20 protein-coding genes and 1 pseudogene are annotated in these 17746 nt (G+C 57.8%); 8 read left to right on the top strand and 13 right to left on the bottom strand.

Translation table 11 applies throughout. The annotated features are described in order from the left end of the window. Nucleotides 1–48: 48 nt before the first annotated feature. Nucleotides 49–456 (bottom strand): hypothetical protein, encoded by a 408-nt coding sequence (locus AACW30_RS10665; RefSeq protein ID WP_200624981.1) that lies wholly within the window; start codon nt 454–456, stop codon nt 49–51. Nucleotides 457–919: 463 nt separating this feature from the next. Here AACW30_RS10665 and AACW30_RS10660 point away from each other — a divergent pair, with 463 nt between their 5' ends. Then, on the top strand, nt 920–1282 hold the full coding sequence (locus tag AACW30_RS10660; RefSeq protein WP_234452679.1) for a hypothetical protein: 363 nt from the start codon (nt 920–922) through the stop codon (nt 1280–1282). A gap of 382 nt (nt 1283–1664) precedes the next feature. On the opposite strand, the gene AACW30_RS10655 is transcribed toward AACW30_RS10660, so the two are convergent. Further along, on the bottom strand, nt 1665–2054 hold the full coding sequence (locus AACW30_RS10655) for a hypothetical protein (RefSeq protein ID WP_200624980.1): 390 nt from the start codon (nt 2052–2054) through the stop codon (nt 1665–1667). A 168-nt stretch (nt 2055–2222) separates the two neighbouring features. Next, a pseudogene (locus AACW30_RS10650) lies at nt 2223–2468 on the bottom strand (transposase); the annotation flags it as partial. 231 nt (nt 2469–2699) lie between these two features. On the opposite strand from AACW30_RS10650, the gene AACW30_RS10645 reads away from it, so the two are divergent. Beyond that, nucleotides 2700–3341, top strand: a complete 642-nt coding sequence (locus AACW30_RS10645; protein WP_234427157.1) for a hypothetical protein — start codon at nt 2700–2702, stop codon at nt 3339–3341. Between the two features lie 74 nt (nt 3342–3415). Here the strand turns inward: AACW30_RS10645 and AACW30_RS10640 are convergent, their stop codons facing one another. The 4 genes from AACW30_RS10640 to selD form a co-directional block, all read right to left on the bottom strand. Next, nucleotides 3416–4333, bottom strand: a complete 918-nt coding sequence (locus tag AACW30_RS10640) for a DHH family phosphoesterase (protein ID WP_200624979.1) — start codon at nt 4331–4333, stop codon at nt 3416–3418. After that, nucleotides 4330–5526 (bottom strand): cysteine desulfurase family protein, encoded by a 1197-nt coding sequence (locus tag AACW30_RS10635; RefSeq protein WP_200624978.1) that lies wholly within the window; start codon nt 5524–5526, stop codon nt 4330–4332. Before AACW30_RS10635 ends, AACW30_RS10640 begins: the two co-directional genes overlap by 4 nt. 72 nt (nt 5527–5598) lie before the next feature. Continuing rightward, nucleotides 5599–6360, bottom strand: a complete 762-nt coding sequence (locus AACW30_RS10630) for a sulfite exporter TauE/SafE family protein (RefSeq protein WP_234452677.1) — start codon at nt 6358–6360, stop codon at nt 5599–5601. Nucleotides 6361–6370: 10 nt separating this feature from the next. After that, entirely contained in the window at nt 6371–7420 is a 1050-nt protein-coding gene (selD, locus tag AACW30_RS10625) for a selenide, water dikinase SelD (protein ID WP_200624976.1), read from the bottom strand. A 319-nt stretch (nt 7421–7739) separates the two neighbouring features. On the opposite strand from selD, the gene msrA reads away from it, so the two are divergent. Both msrA and AACW30_RS10615 read left to right on the top strand, forming a co-directional pair. Continuing rightward, entirely contained in the window at nt 7740–8246 is a 507-nt protein-coding gene (gene msrA / locus AACW30_RS10620) for a peptide-methionine (S)-S-oxide reductase MsrA (protein WP_119742485.1), read from the top strand. Nucleotides 8247–8337: 91 nt separating this feature from the next. Continuing rightward, a complete protein-coding gene (locus AACW30_RS10615) occupies nt 8338–8838 on the top strand; it encodes a GNAT family N-acetyltransferase (protein WP_200624975.1) in 501 nt (166 codons plus the stop codon). 199 nt (nt 8839–9037) lie between these two features. Here AACW30_RS10615 and AACW30_RS10610 read toward each other — a convergent pair whose 3' ends face one another. Next, nucleotides 9038–9502, bottom strand: a complete 465-nt coding sequence (locus tag AACW30_RS10610; protein ID WP_200624974.1) for a hypothetical protein — start codon at nt 9500–9502, stop codon at nt 9038–9040. A gap of 289 nt (nt 9503–9791) precedes the next feature. Between AACW30_RS10610 and AACW30_RS10605 the strand changes: the two genes are divergently transcribed. Beyond that, on the top strand, nt 9792–10316 hold the full coding sequence (locus AACW30_RS10605; RefSeq protein WP_119742492.1) for a GNAT family N-acetyltransferase: 525 nt from the start codon (nt 9792–9794) through the stop codon (nt 10314–10316). Nucleotides 10317–10501: 185 nt separating this feature from the next. On the opposite strand, the gene AACW30_RS10600 is transcribed toward AACW30_RS10605, so the two are convergent. Next, the gene (locus AACW30_RS10600; protein ID WP_200624973.1) at nt 10502–10831 is read right to left on the bottom strand and encodes a DUF6124 family protein; all 330 of its coding nucleotides are present in this window, start codon (nt 10829–10831) and stop codon (nt 10502–10504) included. Nucleotides 10832–11153: 322 nt separating this feature from the next. Continuing rightward, nucleotides 11154–12404, bottom strand: a complete 1251-nt coding sequence (locus tag AACW30_RS10595) for a flavin-containing monooxygenase (RefSeq protein WP_124418082.1) — start codon at nt 12402–12404, stop codon at nt 11154–11156. A 193-nt stretch (nt 12405–12597) separates the two neighbouring features. Here AACW30_RS10595 and AACW30_RS10590 point away from each other — a divergent pair, with 193 nt between their 5' ends. Continuing rightward, complete coding sequence (locus tag AACW30_RS10590) at nt 12598–12843, top strand: hypothetical protein (protein ID WP_200624972.1); 246 nt, start codon at nt 12598–12600, stop codon at nt 12841–12843. Between the two features lie 16 nt (nt 12844–12859). Here AACW30_RS10590 and AACW30_RS10585 read toward each other — a convergent pair whose 3' ends face one another. The 3 genes from AACW30_RS10585 to AACW30_RS10575 are packed head-to-tail and all read right to left on the bottom strand — an operon-like array spanning nt 12860 to nt 14717. Beyond that, complete coding sequence (locus AACW30_RS10585; protein WP_200624971.1) at nt 12860–13303, bottom strand: type II 3-dehydroquinate dehydratase; 444 nt, start codon at nt 13301–13303, stop codon at nt 12860–12862. A 14-nt stretch (nt 13304–13317) separates the two neighbouring features. Beyond that, entirely contained in the window at nt 13318–14298 is a 981-nt protein-coding gene (locus AACW30_RS10580; protein ID WP_200624970.1) for an NAD(P)H-quinone oxidoreductase, read from the bottom strand. Next, nucleotides 14295–14717 (bottom strand): RidA family protein, encoded by a 423-nt coding sequence (locus AACW30_RS10575; RefSeq protein WP_124418079.1) that lies wholly within the window; start codon nt 14715–14717, stop codon nt 14295–14297. The genes AACW30_RS10580 and AACW30_RS10575 overlap by 4 nt, the downstream gene beginning before the upstream one ends. Nucleotides 14718–14900: 183 nt before the next feature. Here AACW30_RS10575 and AACW30_RS10570 point away from each other — a divergent pair, with 183 nt between their 5' ends. Beyond that, a complete protein-coding gene (locus tag AACW30_RS10570) occupies nt 14901–15875 on the top strand; it encodes a LysR family transcriptional regulator (protein WP_119742506.1) in 975 nt (324 codons plus the stop codon). A 334-nt stretch (nt 15876–16209) separates the two neighbouring features. Continuing rightward, complete coding sequence (locus tag AACW30_RS10565) at nt 16210–17727, top strand: amino acid ABC transporter permease/ATP-binding protein (protein ID WP_106576616.1); 1518 nt, start codon at nt 16210–16212, stop codon at nt 17725–17727. The last annotated feature ends 19 nt before the right edge of the window (nt 17728–17746 follow it).

Genomic DNA, 17746 nt, shown 5'->3' with positions numbered 1-17746 from the left:
TCGCAATGCATCCCCTGCCGGGTCACCTGCAACGCTTGAAACGCGCTTCTACGGTGCTTCGAAACCCTCGTAATCCAGGGAGATCTCATCGTCTTTCGGGTAGCTGACGTACACCACCACCGCGTCACTGCTGTCGACCAACGCGTAAGGCCATTTACCGTTGGCCTTGCGCATGTGCTCATACAACGGCAGGAAAAAATCCTTGGTCTGACCGCGTGGGTCGTAGGGCGCTTGCACCTGGAAAATAGGGTAATGGCTGCCGTTGCACAGCTGGATGCGTTCGAGCTGGAAGTTGTTCTTCTCCAGTAACGTGCGGGTGGGGTGCTGCCAGGTGGCCAGGTTGACGTCCACGCAGTCGTGGGCGGTGGTGGTGTAGAGCGTGGTGTCTTTCAGGGCGGGGAGGGCGTGGGCCAGGCTGGGTAGAAGCAAGAGCAGAAGGGGGAGAAGGCGCGGCATGGCGAGGTTCCGAGAAAGATGGGGCTTGGTTGGTGTGTTTTTACCAGCTTTATAGGTGTGAAGCGTTTGGTATCTGGTCGAGGTGCTTTGGCTTCACGGGGGGCTGTTGGCTTATGGTGGTATGCGCTGCGAGATAGGCCGCTCTCACCCTAAGCTGACCTTTATGGAGGGCAGCAATCGGCCAATAGCGGGCTCTCAGAAAATCAAGCCGTCGTTCGCTCATCCCGTCTCGGAAGCTGAGCTATAGTGATTAGCCGTGCTGATGCACAGCCGGACAATATTCCGTGATATCTCTACAGTGCCTGCTCAGCAAAATCTGTCACCGCAAAAATGATCGTAACGCGTGCTTGGTGTACTGCGGGTACTCGCCAGCATCTACGGAATGGCACGTTGGAATACTTGCACCGACTTGCAATGCTGAATGCGAGCAATCACTGATAGAGACATAGCAGATGGACATGCCATGACCGACAGAAGCGCCGTTGACACTATCCGAGGTTATTTTTACCAGTTCGATCTGTCTATCTTTAGCGTTTTGCAACTGGCTTCGCCGGACGATTCTATTGAGATTGAGTGCACCGAGGACATCGATATCCGCACCGCAAGCGAAATCACCGCCACGCAGTGCAAGTACTACGCGAAGACCGAATATAACCACTCCGTGATCAAAGATGCGATTAAGCACATGGTGTCCCACTTCAAGGAAAGCTTGGGCGGAACGAAACCTAAGTTTACTTGGATCAATGTCCGCTTTTGGCCGATTTCCGCCACTCACGACAGGCAGAAATCGACCCAAAGCGGGCATTTGACAGAAAGCACGCGTTAACTAACTTTTCAGTGCGGCTCCAATTCTGACCATAAGCAGCTGTGTCCAATATCGGCCATTAACGTTCCGTAGTCTTCAAAATCACAGACATTCACCTCAGCCTGGCTCGTCCACGTTGCTTCACATTCTTCGCACACCCACAGCAAAATTTTTGTAGAGCGAACTCTCATTGCTCGAACGTAACCTTGGCCGCACCTTCGGCACTCAATCAGCATGCAAATGATCTCTGACAGGACTTCGGAGTAGTCTAATCCGATCGGCCGCTTCTGGCCGTTTTCTACCTATCACCACAAGCAGAAATCAAGCCGCGAAGAACAGTCTCCACCGATGGCCAGGCCAGCTGAGTACCCTGAAAACAAACCGGCTAGAAAAGGCTAAAGGTTCACTTTCCGTCGACTTGAGAGCCCAATCGTCCACCACCATAGTAATTCAAGAACTCCCACATAACCGGTGTAACAACCTCCTGCGATGCAATCTTCCAGAAATTTTTCTCCCCCAAAACCGGCTCCAACCGCTTGATAAGTTCCTGCGCCGTATTGTGCTGGCCCGTACGCAGCCAGTGCCTGAACATATCCTCGTTTTCTTGCCGAGGTAGCTGCGCAGCCTGGAGCAGTTTGAGTGTGTATCGGTAGTTCAGTGGCCACAGTTGCTTTAGAAAATCGAGTCTCTCAGCGATGGGAAGCCTCACTAACCAGTGCCTCACATCCTTATCCACCTGAGCAATGCCAGATCGAGAGGCCACCTGTTCAGGTGTGAAATGAATGTCGTCCATGGTGTGCGAGGCCGAACTGTTTAGGGGAGATGTCATTCTGTCCCAAGCACAGGAATAACGGGCAGTTTTATTTTGTCGCTCGCACGACTCTCAATTCGCAGCCCATCCAAAAAAAAGAAAAAAAAGGGGTCAGACCACAGTTAAAGTAATTGTGGTCTGACCCCGTTTTTCTCTGCACAAGCGCCGTTCGGAGCGAATGCCATAGCAATAGCCCACGACTAGCATGCGGATCATCAGTTCAGGATCAATCGAAGGGCGCCCAATCGGGCTATAGAAATCGGCGAGGTAGTGGCGCAGGTCGCTCAGATTGAGACACCGATCAATGCTACGCAGGAGATGATTTTTTGGGATGTGTTCTTCAAGATTGAACGAATAAAACAGCCGATCCTGCTTACTCGATAACTGTCCCATCATGCTGCGTACTCTCCCGCTGGCCGACGGGCAGATTTTGCCTTAGACCAATCAGGAGAGCGACTTTTGCAAAAGGACAGTTCATCATCTGCTGATGTAAAAGGCAGTTCGCCGAGAGAGGGTTCGTGTGCCTTGATTCCCGAATGTAGATGAAGAAGACTCCATCCATTATCTGAGGTCGAACCAACGACCGTAGTTGTCGAAGTGGGATTACTTTTGGGCATGGGGCCGACGATGCAGGGAAAAACGTTCGAAATAGTGCGAATAGATCAAATCCACGAAATTGTTTCGCCAACCGTAGAATCACTTTTACAGCCGTTAGGGTTCGAAGTTCAGGGCCCGCTGTCCTGGCTTCGTAGCGTCAATGCTCCCATTCGCCAACTCTTTCGCCTTGAGCAGTGCAAAGGCGGCGCGCTAGCGCCGTCATGGGCTCTGTCACTGGACTTCGTTCCCCATCTTTCCGGCAATGAAATCAAATGGCACAGGACGTCAAAATCAGCACGACCTGATCTGACTTTCGATGTGCGAGATCGAGCGTTTGATATCTCATGCAGCTACGGACCTGATGTCATAGCAACCCGCGCACCCAATATCCTCCGGGCTGCAATTCCAAAAGCTGAATCGTTTTGGAACGAGGCTCGTTCGATAGCCGACCTGCCTGATGCTTTCGAGCGGGTCAAGCAGCATTTGTCGACTGGTGGCCTGGGTTTCTACAACTACATACAACATCCTCTTGCATACGCATTTGTATTGGCCATGAACGGCAAGCCCGACACAGCCGAAGAAGAGTTTCAACGCTATTCACCGCGTCTTTCAGAGGCGGCTCGAAAAAAACTCCGCAAGCTATTCATTGATGCAGGCGGTCACCTTGGCTAAGCGAGTACGACTTTTTCAACAGAATCGGCCAAAAACAGCCCTTCAACGCGGCTACAAAACCAGCTGCGGTTTACTCACAACGCAGACGCGGCCAACCCCAACTTCAACAGTTCCTTGCGTAGCAGCGCGGGCTCCAGCACCGCCATTGCGGCCTGCCATTCGATCGACAGTAAATGGCTCAACTTTTGTTGGCTGACCAAGGGCTCAGCCAGAAAGTAGCTTTTGCACTCGCGGATGCTGATGACGTTCAACAGCCAGTCTTCACCCTGCGCCGCCAGCCAGTGTCCCATCGTTGCACGATGGGTTCGGATGAGCGCACTGGCATCCCATACCGCCAGCTGCGCGAAAACCTGCGGCAGGTTGCTCTCGGCTTTCAGCCGCTTCATATCAACCGCCAACGCGCCAATCAGGTCTGATTCGACAGTGGCCTGACACTCGGAGAAATACCGCTCGGGCCAATCGGCCTCCAGTTTCGCCCGCTCTGCGAGGACTTCATACGCCCGGATATCCGCTTGGGTGGTCAACTGCCCGGTGAAATTCAGGGTATTGTCCAGAATGGCCGTGGCCAGCAACGCGGCACTTTTTTCGCTGATCAGCGGCAACAACTCTGCCGCTTCCCAGCGTAGAAAAATCAGCGTTGCCGCTGCGCCGATCGGCAGGATGTGGGCCGCAGGTCCGAGCTTCTGCGCCCAATGGTTTTCAAAGCCTGGGTGATGGTCAATGACTTCCACCACCTGTTCAAGCACCACCAGCGGGTCGAAATGGTGGTAGTCGGAGACATCCACCAACACGAACTCATCACCCGCTCTCGGCCGATAATCGTCCAGCGATGATTGCCATCCGAGCACGGTCCTGGAGATGCTGACATTGAGCGGGGCGCTACTGACGGCACGAGCATCAACGCCCTGGTGATTCAACAGCTCGGCGTACGCAATGCAACAGGCATACGCGTCGATGTCCAGGTACGCCGAGCCTGAGGTCACTACCCTCATGACGCATGGGTCACAGCGTGAGCTGCCGGGACAGTCGAAGACAGCTTCAGCGCTTGGGCGATACCCGCCAGAATCCGCTCATACGCCAATTGACACTGCGCTTCGGCGATGGAAATGCGCACCGTGGCCCCGGCGATCCGGTCGGGATATCCCAGTTGTATAACCGTGTTGGACAGGCTCCGTTGCTTGTCCGAGCATGCCGACCCACCGGTGATGTAGATCGACTGCGTGTTCAAGGCCCACTGCAGTTTTTTTGTATTGACCCCTGGCAATGCAACAAAACTCACACAAGGCACACGCGGCGCTTGCTGACCGATCACGACCACTTCGCCCAGCATCGCTTGCAGCGTACGTTCAAACGTTTCCCGGCTCTGTTGTACCGCGACTTTGCCGGTGCCGTAGGTGTGTTGTTTCTCTTGCAACGCGGTTTCAATCGAAAGAATGCCCGGATAGTTCTGAGTACCACCGCGCAACCCACCTTCCTGGCCGCCGCCAACAATCAATGGCGACAACCCGTAGCGGCTTCTGGCGTACAGAAAACCGGCACCGGGCAACGCCCCGAACTTGTGTCCTGACGCAATGGCGAAATCAACGCCGGATGCGTGCAGGTCCACAGGGATTTTGCCGATGGCCTGGGTCATGTCCGAAAACAGCCAACCACCTCCAGCCTTCACGTGTCGGGCGATGTCTTCGATCGGTTGAATCACGCCGGTTTCGTTATGCACGGCCATAACGCAAACCAACGTCGGGCGACCTGCATGGGCGCGCAGCAACTGCTCCAATTGTTCGGTGTCGAGCAGACCGTTCATTTGATGCCCGATTGCTATGGCCTGCAGGCCTTCCAGGCTGTAGCGGTTTATGTTCTGCAGGGTGCAGGCGTGTTCGATCGCTGAGTACAACACCAAGGGTTGCTCATGTTTGTAGCGTTCGAAAAAACCATGAAACACCTGGGCACAGCCCTCACTGGAGCCGCTGTTGAAAATCAGGCAGTCGGCGTCCACGTTCAAAAGGCTGGCGATGCTGCCACGCGCCCGTTCGACGCGTTCGAGCAACTGAACGCCCAGGGCGTGATTGGCATTGGGGTTGGCGCATTGGCGGGTCGAAAACAACGCCTGAAGCATGTTGCTGACACCCATTGAAACCGGAGCCGACCCACAGACGTCGGCATAAACTGCATCCACAGCAATATCCATATCAAACACTTCCAGGTTTTCTTTTTATGTCATTCAGGATGCTGCTCGCACATGCGAACAGAGGCTCACAGGTCAAATAAGCACGCGCAGCATGAGCTGGAGCGAGCACAGCAAAACGAAAGCATTCAGCGCCTGCTTCAGATGCCTCGAATCCAGCCGATGAGAAAGCATGGCGCCGAGCAACCCCCCCACCAATATCCCCAGTACCAACTCACCGGTGTAGCCGAGAAAATCCATGGTTGAGCCCACTCTGCCGAATAACGCCCCACTTGCTCCGATGATACCGATCAGCGCCGAGGTCGAAATGGCCTGCTTTATCTGCAGACCAAACAAGCTGATCAGTACAGGCAGGTAGATGAACCCGCCGCCCTGTCCAACCAGCCCGCACAGTACGCCAAGCACCAGCCCTATCAGTGGCAACGACAGCGATTGATGGTTGCACAACACGGCCACCGGTTTACGGAACAGGTACGTGACCAACAACGACATCAGCCCCAGCAGGCCGAAGACGAACAGGATGAAGTTTTCGCTGAAGGCATCAGCATGGAGCGAGGCAAAAAAGTTGGCGACAGCCATCGGTACGGCAAAGCTTCTGATCACTCGCCAATCCGGCTGAAACTTGATGCGGTGCAACGCGAACGACACGAGGGACGAAAAGAAGCCCTGTGCAGAGGACAACCCCGTCACGACTTCAATTGGCAGTTTCTGACCGGACAATATCGGGTAAACCAGCACCAACAGGGGCGTCACGATGATGCCTCCACCGATACCGAACAGGCCTGACATGAAACCCGCCATCACGCCCACACCGACCATAACCGGGTAGATTGTCATGGCTACCATCTCAGCAGACCTTGATCTTGCCGGTCCCTTGCGTCATCCGACCGATAACAATCAGATCAGGGCAAAGCGCCTGCCACGTCCGACGGTTCGTTTCAAACCCTTCGGCACTCACAGTGAACAGCAACCCGCCATTCGTTTGCGGGTCATGCAACAGAAACTTTCTAGCCAAGGGAATATCAGCCAGGTACTCCACGTGCTGCGCGTACTTTTTAATGTTAGAAAAAATACCGCTGTCGGCCGACGTCACCGCCACTGCCAATGACTCTGTACCGTCATAAAAAACCAGACCGCTTGTATCGAGGTCAACATCCAGTTGCCCCAGCCCGACCATCTCACTGATATGGCCGATCAGGCCGAACCCGGTGATATCAGTCAAACTGCTGACTTCAGGGCTTTCGCTCAGCGTGCGCCCAAACGCGTTGTCGCCGGTGATCTGGGCAAGCGTCGACGCAGCAATGTCCTCTTGTTCAATCACGCCGGTCTTCAGGGCATTGGCGAGGATGCCGACACCAATCGGACGCGTCATGACCAGCCAATCACCGGCCTTGGCCGTGTTGTTTTTCTTCAAGCGGTGCTTTTCCACCTCACCAATGATCGAGAAGCCATACAAGGGCTGGCTGTTCTTGATCGTGTGGCCACCGACGATGCTGACGTTGAACTTGTTCATCACCGACTGGGCGCCCAGGATCATCTGCGTTACTTGCTCGGCCGAGACCAGTTCCGGGTCGAACGCCATGATCGAGTTGGCAATCAGTGGACTTCCGCCCGAAGCAAAGATATCGCTCACAGCATTGCTGGCTGCCAATTGGCCGAAGACATAAGGGTCGTTGACTATCGGGGAGAAAAAGTCGGTGGTGAATAAAAGGTATTTTTCACCTGCGTCATAGACGGCGCAATCGTCAGAAGACTCAAAGCCCAATACCACTTTGTCATCCGACACCGTATTGGCCGCTGCAGTTTGCGACAGAATCTTCGTTAACACGCTGGATGGGATCTTGCACCCGCACCCACCACTCTCAGATTTATCCATAATCTGACAAAACATCGACATCGACTTTCCTTAAAATCCATTTTCCATAATAAAAACAGCGGTTTAGCGTGCTAAAACTGGCTGTTATGTCCTATTTCCGCCGACAAAAATCGCATGGTTTCATTGCAGAAATATGACGCCATGGCGGCATTTTGAAGTCATGCGGATGTCAGCGCGCAGCGGTGTATGAACCATTGCCTCACGGCTGCGCAGCGCTGTGCGGCCATTTTGCTGGCCGGGAGTTTTATCAGTGAGGCGAGCGCAACCCGACGTTCACCCTTGCTATTGCCCAGCACAGCCCCATAACTATCCCAGTACTCATTCAGCACAAGGGCAGACCATGACCAACCAAACCGAAACCGCGATCCTCGCCGGCGGCTGCTTCTGGGGCATGCAGGACCTGTTGCGGCGCTACCCCGGCGTCCTCAGTACGCGAGTCGGCTACACCGGCGGCGATGTGCCGAACGCCACTTATCGCAACCACGGCAATCATGCTGAAGCGATTGAGATCGTGTTTGATCCTGCGGTGATCACGTACCGGCAGATTCTCGAGTTCTTTTTCCAGATCCACGACCCCAGCACGCCTAACCGCCAGGGCAATGACCTTGGGCCCAGCTATCGTTCAGCGATTTACTACCTGAGCGAACAGCAACGCGACATCGCCGAAGACACTGCTGCCGACGTGGATGCCTCCACGTTGTGGCCAGGCCGTGTGGTGACTGAAATAGAGCCCGCAGGGCCGTTTTGGGAAGCGGAGCCGGAGCATCAGGATTATCTGGAGCGCATACCCAATGGCTACACCTGCCACTTCATCCGGCCGAACTGGAAGTTGCCCAAGCGCGCCTGAGCCTGAGTTGCGCTCGAAAAACAACGTAGACCACGCTCTAGGAAACCTGTGAACGTGGTCTTACTCCTGCGCCTAAGTAGAGTGCAACGTCATGCCCATCACACGCGATCAAAACACCCCAGTGAAGTTAGTCCTCGCTCAACCCGGCGACGTGGACGATTTGGTTGCCATTCGAATCGAGGCGATGCGCGACAGTCTGGAGCGTGTCGGGCGATTTGATCCGGTGCGGGCGCGTGAGCGGTTCGTCAGCGGCTTCGAAGCCCATAGCACCCGTTACATTGAGGTCGCTGGAGACCGGGTCGGCTTTGTCGTGGTCAAGCACCATCCCGATCAACTCGTGCTCGACCACCTGTACGTGAGGCCGAGTGCGCAAGGGGCAGGGGTAGGTGCTGCGGTGCTTGCTCAGGTTTTCAAAGAAGCGGATGCCGCTGCACTGCCGATCAAAGTAGGTGCTCTCAAAGAAAGCGCCTCGAACCGGTTTTATACCCGCCATGGTTTCCAATTCGTCGAAAGCAGTGAGTTCGACAATTATTATGTCCGTCAGCACCTTACGACGCGCGGCGTAACTGGCCCGTCGGGTGAAATGGTGTGAGCCCTATGCATTGCTTCTCGCGAATCGCCGTCTTTACGCCTTCTTCCGTTTGCGCAGACAGTCATAAACCAGACTGATCGCGGTGATTTGTGCGGCACTCATGCTGAATCAACCGATCGCCCTGGGCGGATCTCCATATTCAAGTGCTGAGTGGCCCACCAGAGTCAGTCCGCTTTAAATAGAAAAGCGCGCTACACGACTACTCCTTCATCAGCCATTCTGCCTTGTTCAGGGTTGCTTCATAGGCCTGCTTCTCGAAGGTATAGGGACCAACGCCATCGATGATGACTGGCTCTTCATACCCGTTCTCGTAGGCAAAGGCGTGCCACGTAAAGCGGTTATCGGTTTGACTGACATGCACTGAATAGCCGCCACAACTGATGTCGCCGCACTCGGGGCACGCGTACAGGAGGACACGTCCACTTTCCGTTCCGGCGGGTTCGCGCAACAGCAGGCGAGCGCTGGACCGGCTGTTTGCCTCGCAGAAGCCTTTGACGAAACAGCTCATATAGTCTGCGTGGTCACCGCCCGCGGTGACGAGCGTATCGAGCAACGAACGCTGATTAATCAGAAAATCAATTGAACAACGCTCGGCCACCGTGCAACCTTTTAAGTCGCTTCCAGGGCGAAGCATTTGTTGGAACGTGAGGCAGCTGATGTCCATGTTCGCGACCCCGTATGCCGTGCAAATACGTGAGGTTACCTAAATAGTCCGGGGATGGAAGACATCAGTGAATAGCCATTCACTTGCGGTCCAACCTCAGTATCGGCCCGAATGGCTGAATCGCTACGCCAGTAGCCGTCGAAGATGCAGGCGATGACGTTGTCCCTTTATTTCCCCGCACTCATAAGGTGCCTGACACCTCAGACCATAGAAAATTTAACAACATCACAAAATCGTAATTGAGGCCGGCTTACCCTGACCACTTGATAGCCGAACAAGGAACGCTTCGATGATTCGTCACGCCTCACCCGCAGACGCCAGGGCGATTGCCCAGGTGCACATCAGCAGTTGGCAGGACGCCTATCGCGAGCTGATGCCCGCCGACTACTTGGGTGCGTTGAGCTCGACATTGGCCAGGCGCGAGTCATTTTGGATGGCCTCGATTGAATCGGGCGAATCAAAAGTCTGGGTGGCGCAGGTGAACAAGCAGGTAGTCGGCTGGGTGTCCGTCGGCGCCAGCCGTGATGAGGATGCTGCTGCGCAGAACGTAGGTGAAGTGATGGCCATCTACGTTGTCGCCGAGCACTGGCACACGGGCGTCGGGCTGGCGTTGTGGAACGCGGGCTTACAGTATTTGGCTGAACAGGGGTTTGAACAGTTAACGCTGTGGGTGTTGGCCCGTAATGAACGAGCTATCCGCTTTTATCGCCGGGTAGGCTGTGTTGAGGAGGCGGGCAGTGAGCGCACGCTTGAGAGGGGCGGTGTGCAGCTGGTCGAGGTGAGGTATCGGTTGCCGTGTATTCGGTTGAGTTAGAGAGAGCAGGCGCCAGGCCACGCCTTTAAGGGTGGCCTGTTCCCCACTACCAATCAGTGAAGCGCCGATCCCCCTGTGGGAGCGGGCTTGCCCGCGAAAGCGGTGGGTCAGTCGACCTCATGTTTGCCGGCCCGACGTGTTCGCGAGTAAACCCGGTTGTTTATTCGGGTCATGCAGTTGAAAGCTCAGCGACCCACTACAGCAGCCTCCCGCTCCATCAGCCTGTCCATCAACAAAACCCCCAGCTCACTCAGCTGGTGAATCGCCAGCGCCACGTCGCGCTGTTTCCCGGTCAGGTCCTCCGACAGGTCAAGCAGCAAGGCGGTTACCGAGGAAAAGGTTTCATAGCTGTTGGTGATCAGGGTTTCGTTGCTGGCGTCGGCGGCAACGCTGAACAGGCCCGGCGGCGATGGTGAGTCAGCTTCCGGGCTGAGATAGCGATCAATCGCGCGATGCGCCGCCTGGTTCAGCTTCAGGTCCGGCTCGTTTGGAGGGTTGGGTGTGACTTTGAACATGTGTGTTGTACCTGATTAGGGCCAACACCTCTTCGCTACTAAACGATGGGGTGGCAGCTGTGCGCAGGTTAGTAGACCGGGGAAACACACAAAGCCGGCGCGCCCGAGGGCGCCCTGCACACAGCCACCATCAAGCACAGACAAGAACATCTGACAGATGAGGCTCATGCACTTTATGTTATCGCTCGGGCTACTAAACCCGATCACTGAGTATTCAGCGACCGAGCAACCTTAGAGACGCCCACCCAAGCGCACAAGCCGGCGGATTCTGACGCAAGCGTAGGCAACGGAGCAAGGCGCCGTCGCCTCGGACTTTGCTGTTTCAGGGCTTGGTGTAGGACATGTACTCATTCTGCAAAACAATATGGTCGGCCACGTACTTCGCGTCGTGCCAAACCCCGTAGATAAACGACGACGCGCGGTTCACCAGATTCGGCAGGCCGAGGAAGTAAATCCCGCTTTGCGCCGAGATGCCGCGCTTGTGGAATGGCTCGCCTTTTTCGTCAAACGCATCGACTTTCAACCAGCTGAAATCGAATTTAAAACCAGTCGCCCAAAGGACAGTGGTCACGCCGGCCTCGGCCAGGTCCAGGCTGAGGGTCGGGTTAACCAGGCATTCCGGGTCGGGCAGCAATTTCCAGGCGTCGGGCTCCAATGGGAATGGCAAGCCGTTGGCTTCGATGTAGGCGTCGGCGTCGCGCAGTACATCAAAGTAGGCACGGTCACCTTCGGCCACGTTGTCGGCCAGGCCCGGTTCGAAAGTCATGACGCCCTCGTTCCACTCGCGGGTGACGCCGACCAGGTGGATGCCCTGGTGCGCCAGGCGGCGGAAGTCCACGGTCTTGCCGCCTTCATAGCCGCTGACGGCAAAAGCCACGTGCTTTTTCTTCGGCTGAATTTTGACTTCGTCCCACAGGCCCAGCGCGCCGAGCCACCAGCAGTAGTCGCGGCCGCGGTAGGCGCGGGGCGGGCGGTAGTGTTCGCCCACCGAGAGGTACACGGTTTTGCCGGCCTTTTGCAGTTCTTCGGCGATTTGCGAGCCGGACGCGCCGGCGCCCACCACCAGCACGGCGCCTTCGGGCAATTGCGCGGGGTTCTTGTAGGTGGAGGAGTGCAGTTGGTGCACGGGCGCGGTGGCCGGGACGATGGTGGGGATCGATGGGCGCTGGAACGGGCCGGTGGCCGCCACCACATTCGCGGCTTCGATGATGCCCGCGGAGGTGGTGACTTTGAAGCCGGGGCGGCCCACGTGGCGTTCCACGCGCTGGACTTCCACGCCGGTGCGCACGGGGGCCTGTAACTTCTCGACGTAGGCTTCGAAGTAGTCGGCCATGCGCTCTTTCGGCGGGAAGGCTTCGGGGGAAATGCCCTCGAATTTCAGCCCGGGAAAGCGGTCATGCCAGGCCGGGCCGTTGGCGACCAGCGAGTCCCAGCGCTCCGAGCGCCAGCGTTCGGCGATGCGGCTGCGCTCCAGCACGAGGTGCGGCACACCCATCAGGGAAAGGTGCTCGCTCATGGCGACGCCGGCCTGGCCTGCGCCCACTACCAGGGTGTTGATTGTTTCCACTGACATGTGCGTTTCCTAAAAGTGAACGACCTCGGTCGGTTTGGGCGACGCGCAAGCATCGACAGCCTCAGTGTGATCACGCAGTGGAAGGAGCGAAATTATGCTTTTTGAAGGCAGAGGTTAGGAAAATCCAAACCCCATGGGGCAGTCGCCAGCCGCGTCATTATTGATGCATCACTGATGCACTCTAGATAAGCAAGTGTATGAGCTGACCCTGGATGACTTTCGTCATTTTGGTGCCTGGTTCTTTCCCATGGACGAGTCTGCAGAGGACGAGCTGACGGTGCGTCCACTGGTAGATAAAGAAGTGTGTTCGGACTACCCGATCATCGTAAGCACTGTTTTTTCAATGATCTTTTCGAGAAATGCGCCGTCCGCGCTGGTTCATCAGGTTGAACAGTATCCCTTCGCCGCCTCGCTAAAGCTCGACAGCTCCCACCGTTGATCTGCGGTGAGGCGGCTCATTGGGTTTTCAACAACGTGGCCACCGCCGTAAGCGCCAGCTCGTAACCCAGCGCCCCAAGCCCTGCGATGACGCCGGTAGCCGCCTTGGACACGTAGGAGTGATGCCGAAAGCTCTCACGCTTCCAGATGTTGCTCATGTGCGCTTCGATGATCGGGCCGTCGAAGGCCAGCAGCGCGTCGAGGATCGGTACCGAGCTGTAGGTGAGCCCGGCGGCATTGATCACTATGGCGTCGGCGTTCAGTCGCGCTTCCTGTATCCAGTCCACCAGCACGCCTTCGTGGTTGCTCTGGCGAAAGTCCAGGGTCAGGCCCAGCTCAGCGGCGTGGCGTTGGCAGCGTGCTTCGATGCTGGCGAAGCTTTCGCTGCCATAGGTGCCGTTTTTGTCGAGGCCGTACAGGTTGGCGTTAGGGCCATTGAGGAAAAACACGCGGTGGGACATGGCTTGCACTCCAGTTATTGCGCGACGGTCAGCACGACTTTGCCGACGTTGGCGTTGGCCTCCAGCAGCCGATGGGCCTCGGCGGCTTGAAGCAGTGGCAGCTGTGTGTGGATTTGCGGACGCACCAGGCCGGAGGCGAGCCAAGGTAAAAAACGCGAGCGAATACACACCGCCAAACGGGCTTTTTCGGCGTGACTTTTGGGGCGCAAGGTGGAGGAGGTGAGGCTGAGGTTTTTGCGCATCAAGACCTGTAAATCCAGTTCGATTTTTGCGCCTTGCAGGAAGGACAAACTCACATGCCGCCCGCCCATTGCCATGGCGGCGAGGTTGCGTGCGACATAAGGGCCGCCGACGTTATCCAGCACCACGTCCACGCCGCGCCCTTCGGTGCAGTCGTTCACCACCTCGACAAAATCTTCAGTGTGTCTATCCACCGCGCGCCACACGCCGAGCGCTTGCAGCATCGCGACTTTCTGCGCGCCGCCGGCGGTGGCGATTACCCGCGCCCCGGCGGCGTGCGCGCACTGCACGGCAAAACTGCCGACGCCACTGGCGGCGCCGTGGATCAGCACGCTGTCGCCGCTGCGCAGGCGGCCCAGCTCAAACAGGTTGTGCCACACGGTGAACGCCGCTTCCGGCACGCCTGCGGCCTCCTGAAGTGATAACCCCGCCGGCACCGGCAGGCAGTGCGCGGCCTGGGCCACGCAGTACTCGGCGTAGCCGCCGCCGTTGAGCAACGCCATCACGCGGTCGCCAGGGGCAAACTCGTCTACGCCAGGGCCTGTGGCGACCACAATGCCCGCCGCTTCCAGGCCGAGCACGTCGGTGACGCCAGGCGCAATCGGTGCGCCGCTGCGTTGCATCAGGTCCGGGCGATTGACGCCTGCGGCGGCCACGCGGATCAACACCTCGCCTGCCTCGGGCGTTGGCACCGGGCGCTCCACGCCGTGCAGCACCTCAGGCCCGCCCGGCTCACGGGCAATCACCGCCTTCATACGGTCCAGTCATCCGGCACAACGGCGATCACGTCGATTTCCATCAACCATTCCGGCTGGCCCAGGCCGGAAATCACCAGCCCGGTGGAGATCGGGAACACGCCTTTGAGCCACTTGCCCACCTCCTGATACACCGGCTCGCGGTAACGCGGGTCGGTCAGGTAAGTGGTGGTTTTCACGATGTGCGACAGGTCAGAGCCCGCTTCCTCAAGCAGTTGCTTGACGTTTTTCATCGCTTGTTCGGCCTGGGCGCGTGGGTCGCCGAGGCCGACCAGGTTGCCGTCGAAATCGGTGCCGATCTGGCCGCGCACATAGAGGGTGTTGCCGGCGCGCACGGCCTGGCACAAGTCGTTGTCCAGCGCCTGGTTGGGGTAGGTCTGTTTGGTGTTGAACATGCGGATGCGGGTGTGGGTGGGCATGGCGGGCAACTCATCGGAAGCGGGATGGGTTGAGCTTCACATTGCCCAGACGCCTGCGAAACCAGCATTTGCGCGCGGTAGTGCTTAGGAAAAACCGAAGCCCGTGCAGGTCATCGGCTCGCGCCTGACCCGGCACGAACCCTGCAACACCTCGCGTACAGTCATTGTTGAGGGGCAGGCGTAATGCTCAGTCGTATTACTCAGCGTCAACTGGAGTATTTCGTGGCGTCGGGAGAGGCGGGCAGCATCAGTGCTGCGGCTGAACGCATTCATGTGTCGTCGCCGTCGATCTCGGCCGCCATCACCCATATGGAAGCCGAGCTGGGCATCCAGCTGTTTATCCGCCATCACGCCCAGGGCATTTCGCTCACGGCGGTGGGGCGCCAGGTGATGCAGGAAGCCAAGCTGATTCTGGAGCAGATGACCAACCTTTACACCATCGCCTCGGAGTCGTTGAACTCTGTGCGCGGGCCGTTGCGAGTGGGTTGCCTGGAGTCGCTGGCGCCGATGATCACCCCCGAACTGGTGTTTGGTTTTGGCCGCGCATTCCCCGGCGTGCGGCTGACCCAGGCCGAAGGCAACCACGAGGAATTGCTGGAAAAACTGCGCAGCGGCGAGCTGGATATCGCCCTGACCTACGACCTGGTGACCAGCCCCGACATCGACTTCCAAGCCCTGGCGCACCTGCCGCCGTATGTGATGGTCGGCGAGTATCACCCGCTGGCGAGCTCTCCTGCGGTGAGCATGCAAGACCTTGAAGCCTACCCGGTGGTGCTGCTCGACACGCCCTGGAGCCGCGACTATTTCCTCAGCCTGTTCATGCAGGCGGGCACCACGCCCAACATCATCATGCGCTCCACTAACCTCGAAACGGTGCGCGCGATGGTCGGCAATGGCATTGGCTATTCCTTCGCGAATGCGCGGCCCAAATCCAATGTGTCCCAGGATGGCAAGCGCGTGATTCGCCTGCGCCTGGCGGGCTCGCACCGGCCGATGCGGCTGGGCTACGCCACGGCGAGCAACACTCAGCTGTCGCGTGTGGTGTCGGCGTTCGCCGAGCGCTGCCGCATGTTTGTGTCCGACCAGTACATCCCCGGCATGGCCCCGCCGAGCTTTTTTGACCCGCATGCGGTGCGGGTCTTGAGTGGTGTGAGCTGAGATTGCACCAAAAGGTGGCGCGGGCTGCGCCACTTGCTCGGCGGTGCACCCTTTTGGCCGGAGCCAACAATCCCGGAAACACCAAAGGCCCCATGTGGGAGCGGGCTTGCTCGCGAAGGCGGTATGTCAGCTAAACATGGGTTGACTGACACACCGCCTTCGCGAGCCAGCCCGCTCCCACATTTGATCTTCATGGTTTCCCCTGGCCGGTTATCACTGCATAGGTTCTGCCTACCCAGTGGGCCGGGTTTTACGAATTGACCCTGAACCCCCGTCCCCACGACTCTCATCCCATCGATGCAGATCAATTTCTTTTCAGCAAGGCACCGCGACGATGACATTCGACTGGCACTACATGTTTGGTTTGCTCGCCGATCCCGAGTTCTGGCGGGCGACGTGGACGGTAATCAAGCTCAGCACCCTGACCTGGGTCCTGAGCATCGCCCTGGGCTTTCTGCTGGCGCTGGCCAAACAATCCAAACATGGACTGCTCAGCGTCCCGGCCCGTGGCTATATCTGGTTGTTCCGCAGCCTGCCGCTGCTGGTGCTGCTGATCTTTATCTACAACCTGCCCCAGGCGCTGCCCGGCACCTCGGCCGTGCTGGCCGACCCGTTCTGGTCCGGCCTGCTGGCGTTGGTGATCTGCGAGACGGCGTACGTGGCCGAAATCCACCGTGGTGGTTTGCTCTCGATTCCCAAAGGCCAGGGCGAAGCGGCGCGGGCGTTGGGCTTGAGGTTCTTTGGCACCCAGTGGCGCGTGGTGATTCCCCAGGCGTTGCGCGTGGCCCTGCCGTCGCTGGCCAACGAGTACATCTCCATCGTCAAGCTCACCTCGCTGGTGTCGGTGATCTCGCTGACCGAGATTTTGATGGTTGGCCAACGCCTGTATTCGCAGAACTTCCTGGTGATCGAGACCATGGCGGCGGTGGCGTTTTTCTACGTGTTTATCGTCACCGTGTTCGACTTTCTGCTCAAACGCCTGGAGCGCTTTCTCGACGTCAACCAACGCAATGTGTCCCGCGTACCGGACGCGGCGGTGCTGGCCCTGGCCACCCAACAACGCACGGCGCCGGCGCGCCCGGCCAACACCGGCGTCGCCGCGCTGCAAGCTGCCCGGTTGCATAAGGCTTACAACGACATTGAAGTGCTGGGCTCGGTCAACCTGCAGGTGCAGCCGGGTGAAGTGGTGTCGGTGATCGGGCCGTCCGGATCGGGTAAAACCACGCTGATCCGCCTGCTCAACGGCCTGGAGCAACTGGACAACGGCGAGATTCATATCAACGGCTTGCCGTTCATTCATTTGCATAAGGTCGGCGCGCAGAAACCTCAATTTATTGAGCACGCCGAGCACCGCCTGAACATCGGCATGGTGTTCCAGAGCTTCAACCTGTTCCCGCACTTGAGCGTGCTCGACAACCTGCTGATGGCGCCGAAATACCATCGCCTGGGGCGCACCGATGAGCTCAAGCAACAGGCTTACGCGCTGCTGCACAAGGTCGGGATGCTCGACCACGCCTGGAAGTACCCGCACCAGCTGTCCGGCGGCCAGCAGCAACGTGTGGCCATCGCCCGCGCCTTGATGATGCGCCCGCAGATCATGCTGTTCGACGAGCCCACCTCGGCGCTCGACCCCGAGAAAGTCAACGAAGTGCTGCAGGTCATCGAAGCCCTGGCCGGGGAGGGCATCACCATGGTGATCGTCACCCACGAGATGAACTTCGCCTTCAAGGTCTCCGACCGCATCGTGTTCATGGAAAAGGGCCGCGTGGTTTGCGACGACACGCCCCAGGCCCTGCGCAGCGGCCACAACCCACGCGTGGAGGCGTTCCTCAAGGACGTCTCGCTGGCGTGATCTCTTCAATGTTCAGGAC

This window comes from Pseudomonas sp. MF6747, from assembly GCF_963890955.1.
In the GTDB taxonomy this organism is placed as follows: Bacteria; Pseudomonadota; Gammaproteobacteria; order Pseudomonadales; family Pseudomonadaceae; genus Aquipseudomonas.
The sequence above is the reverse complement of the archived record's forward strand: the minus strand, read 5'-3'. Positions and strand labels throughout refer to the sequence as shown.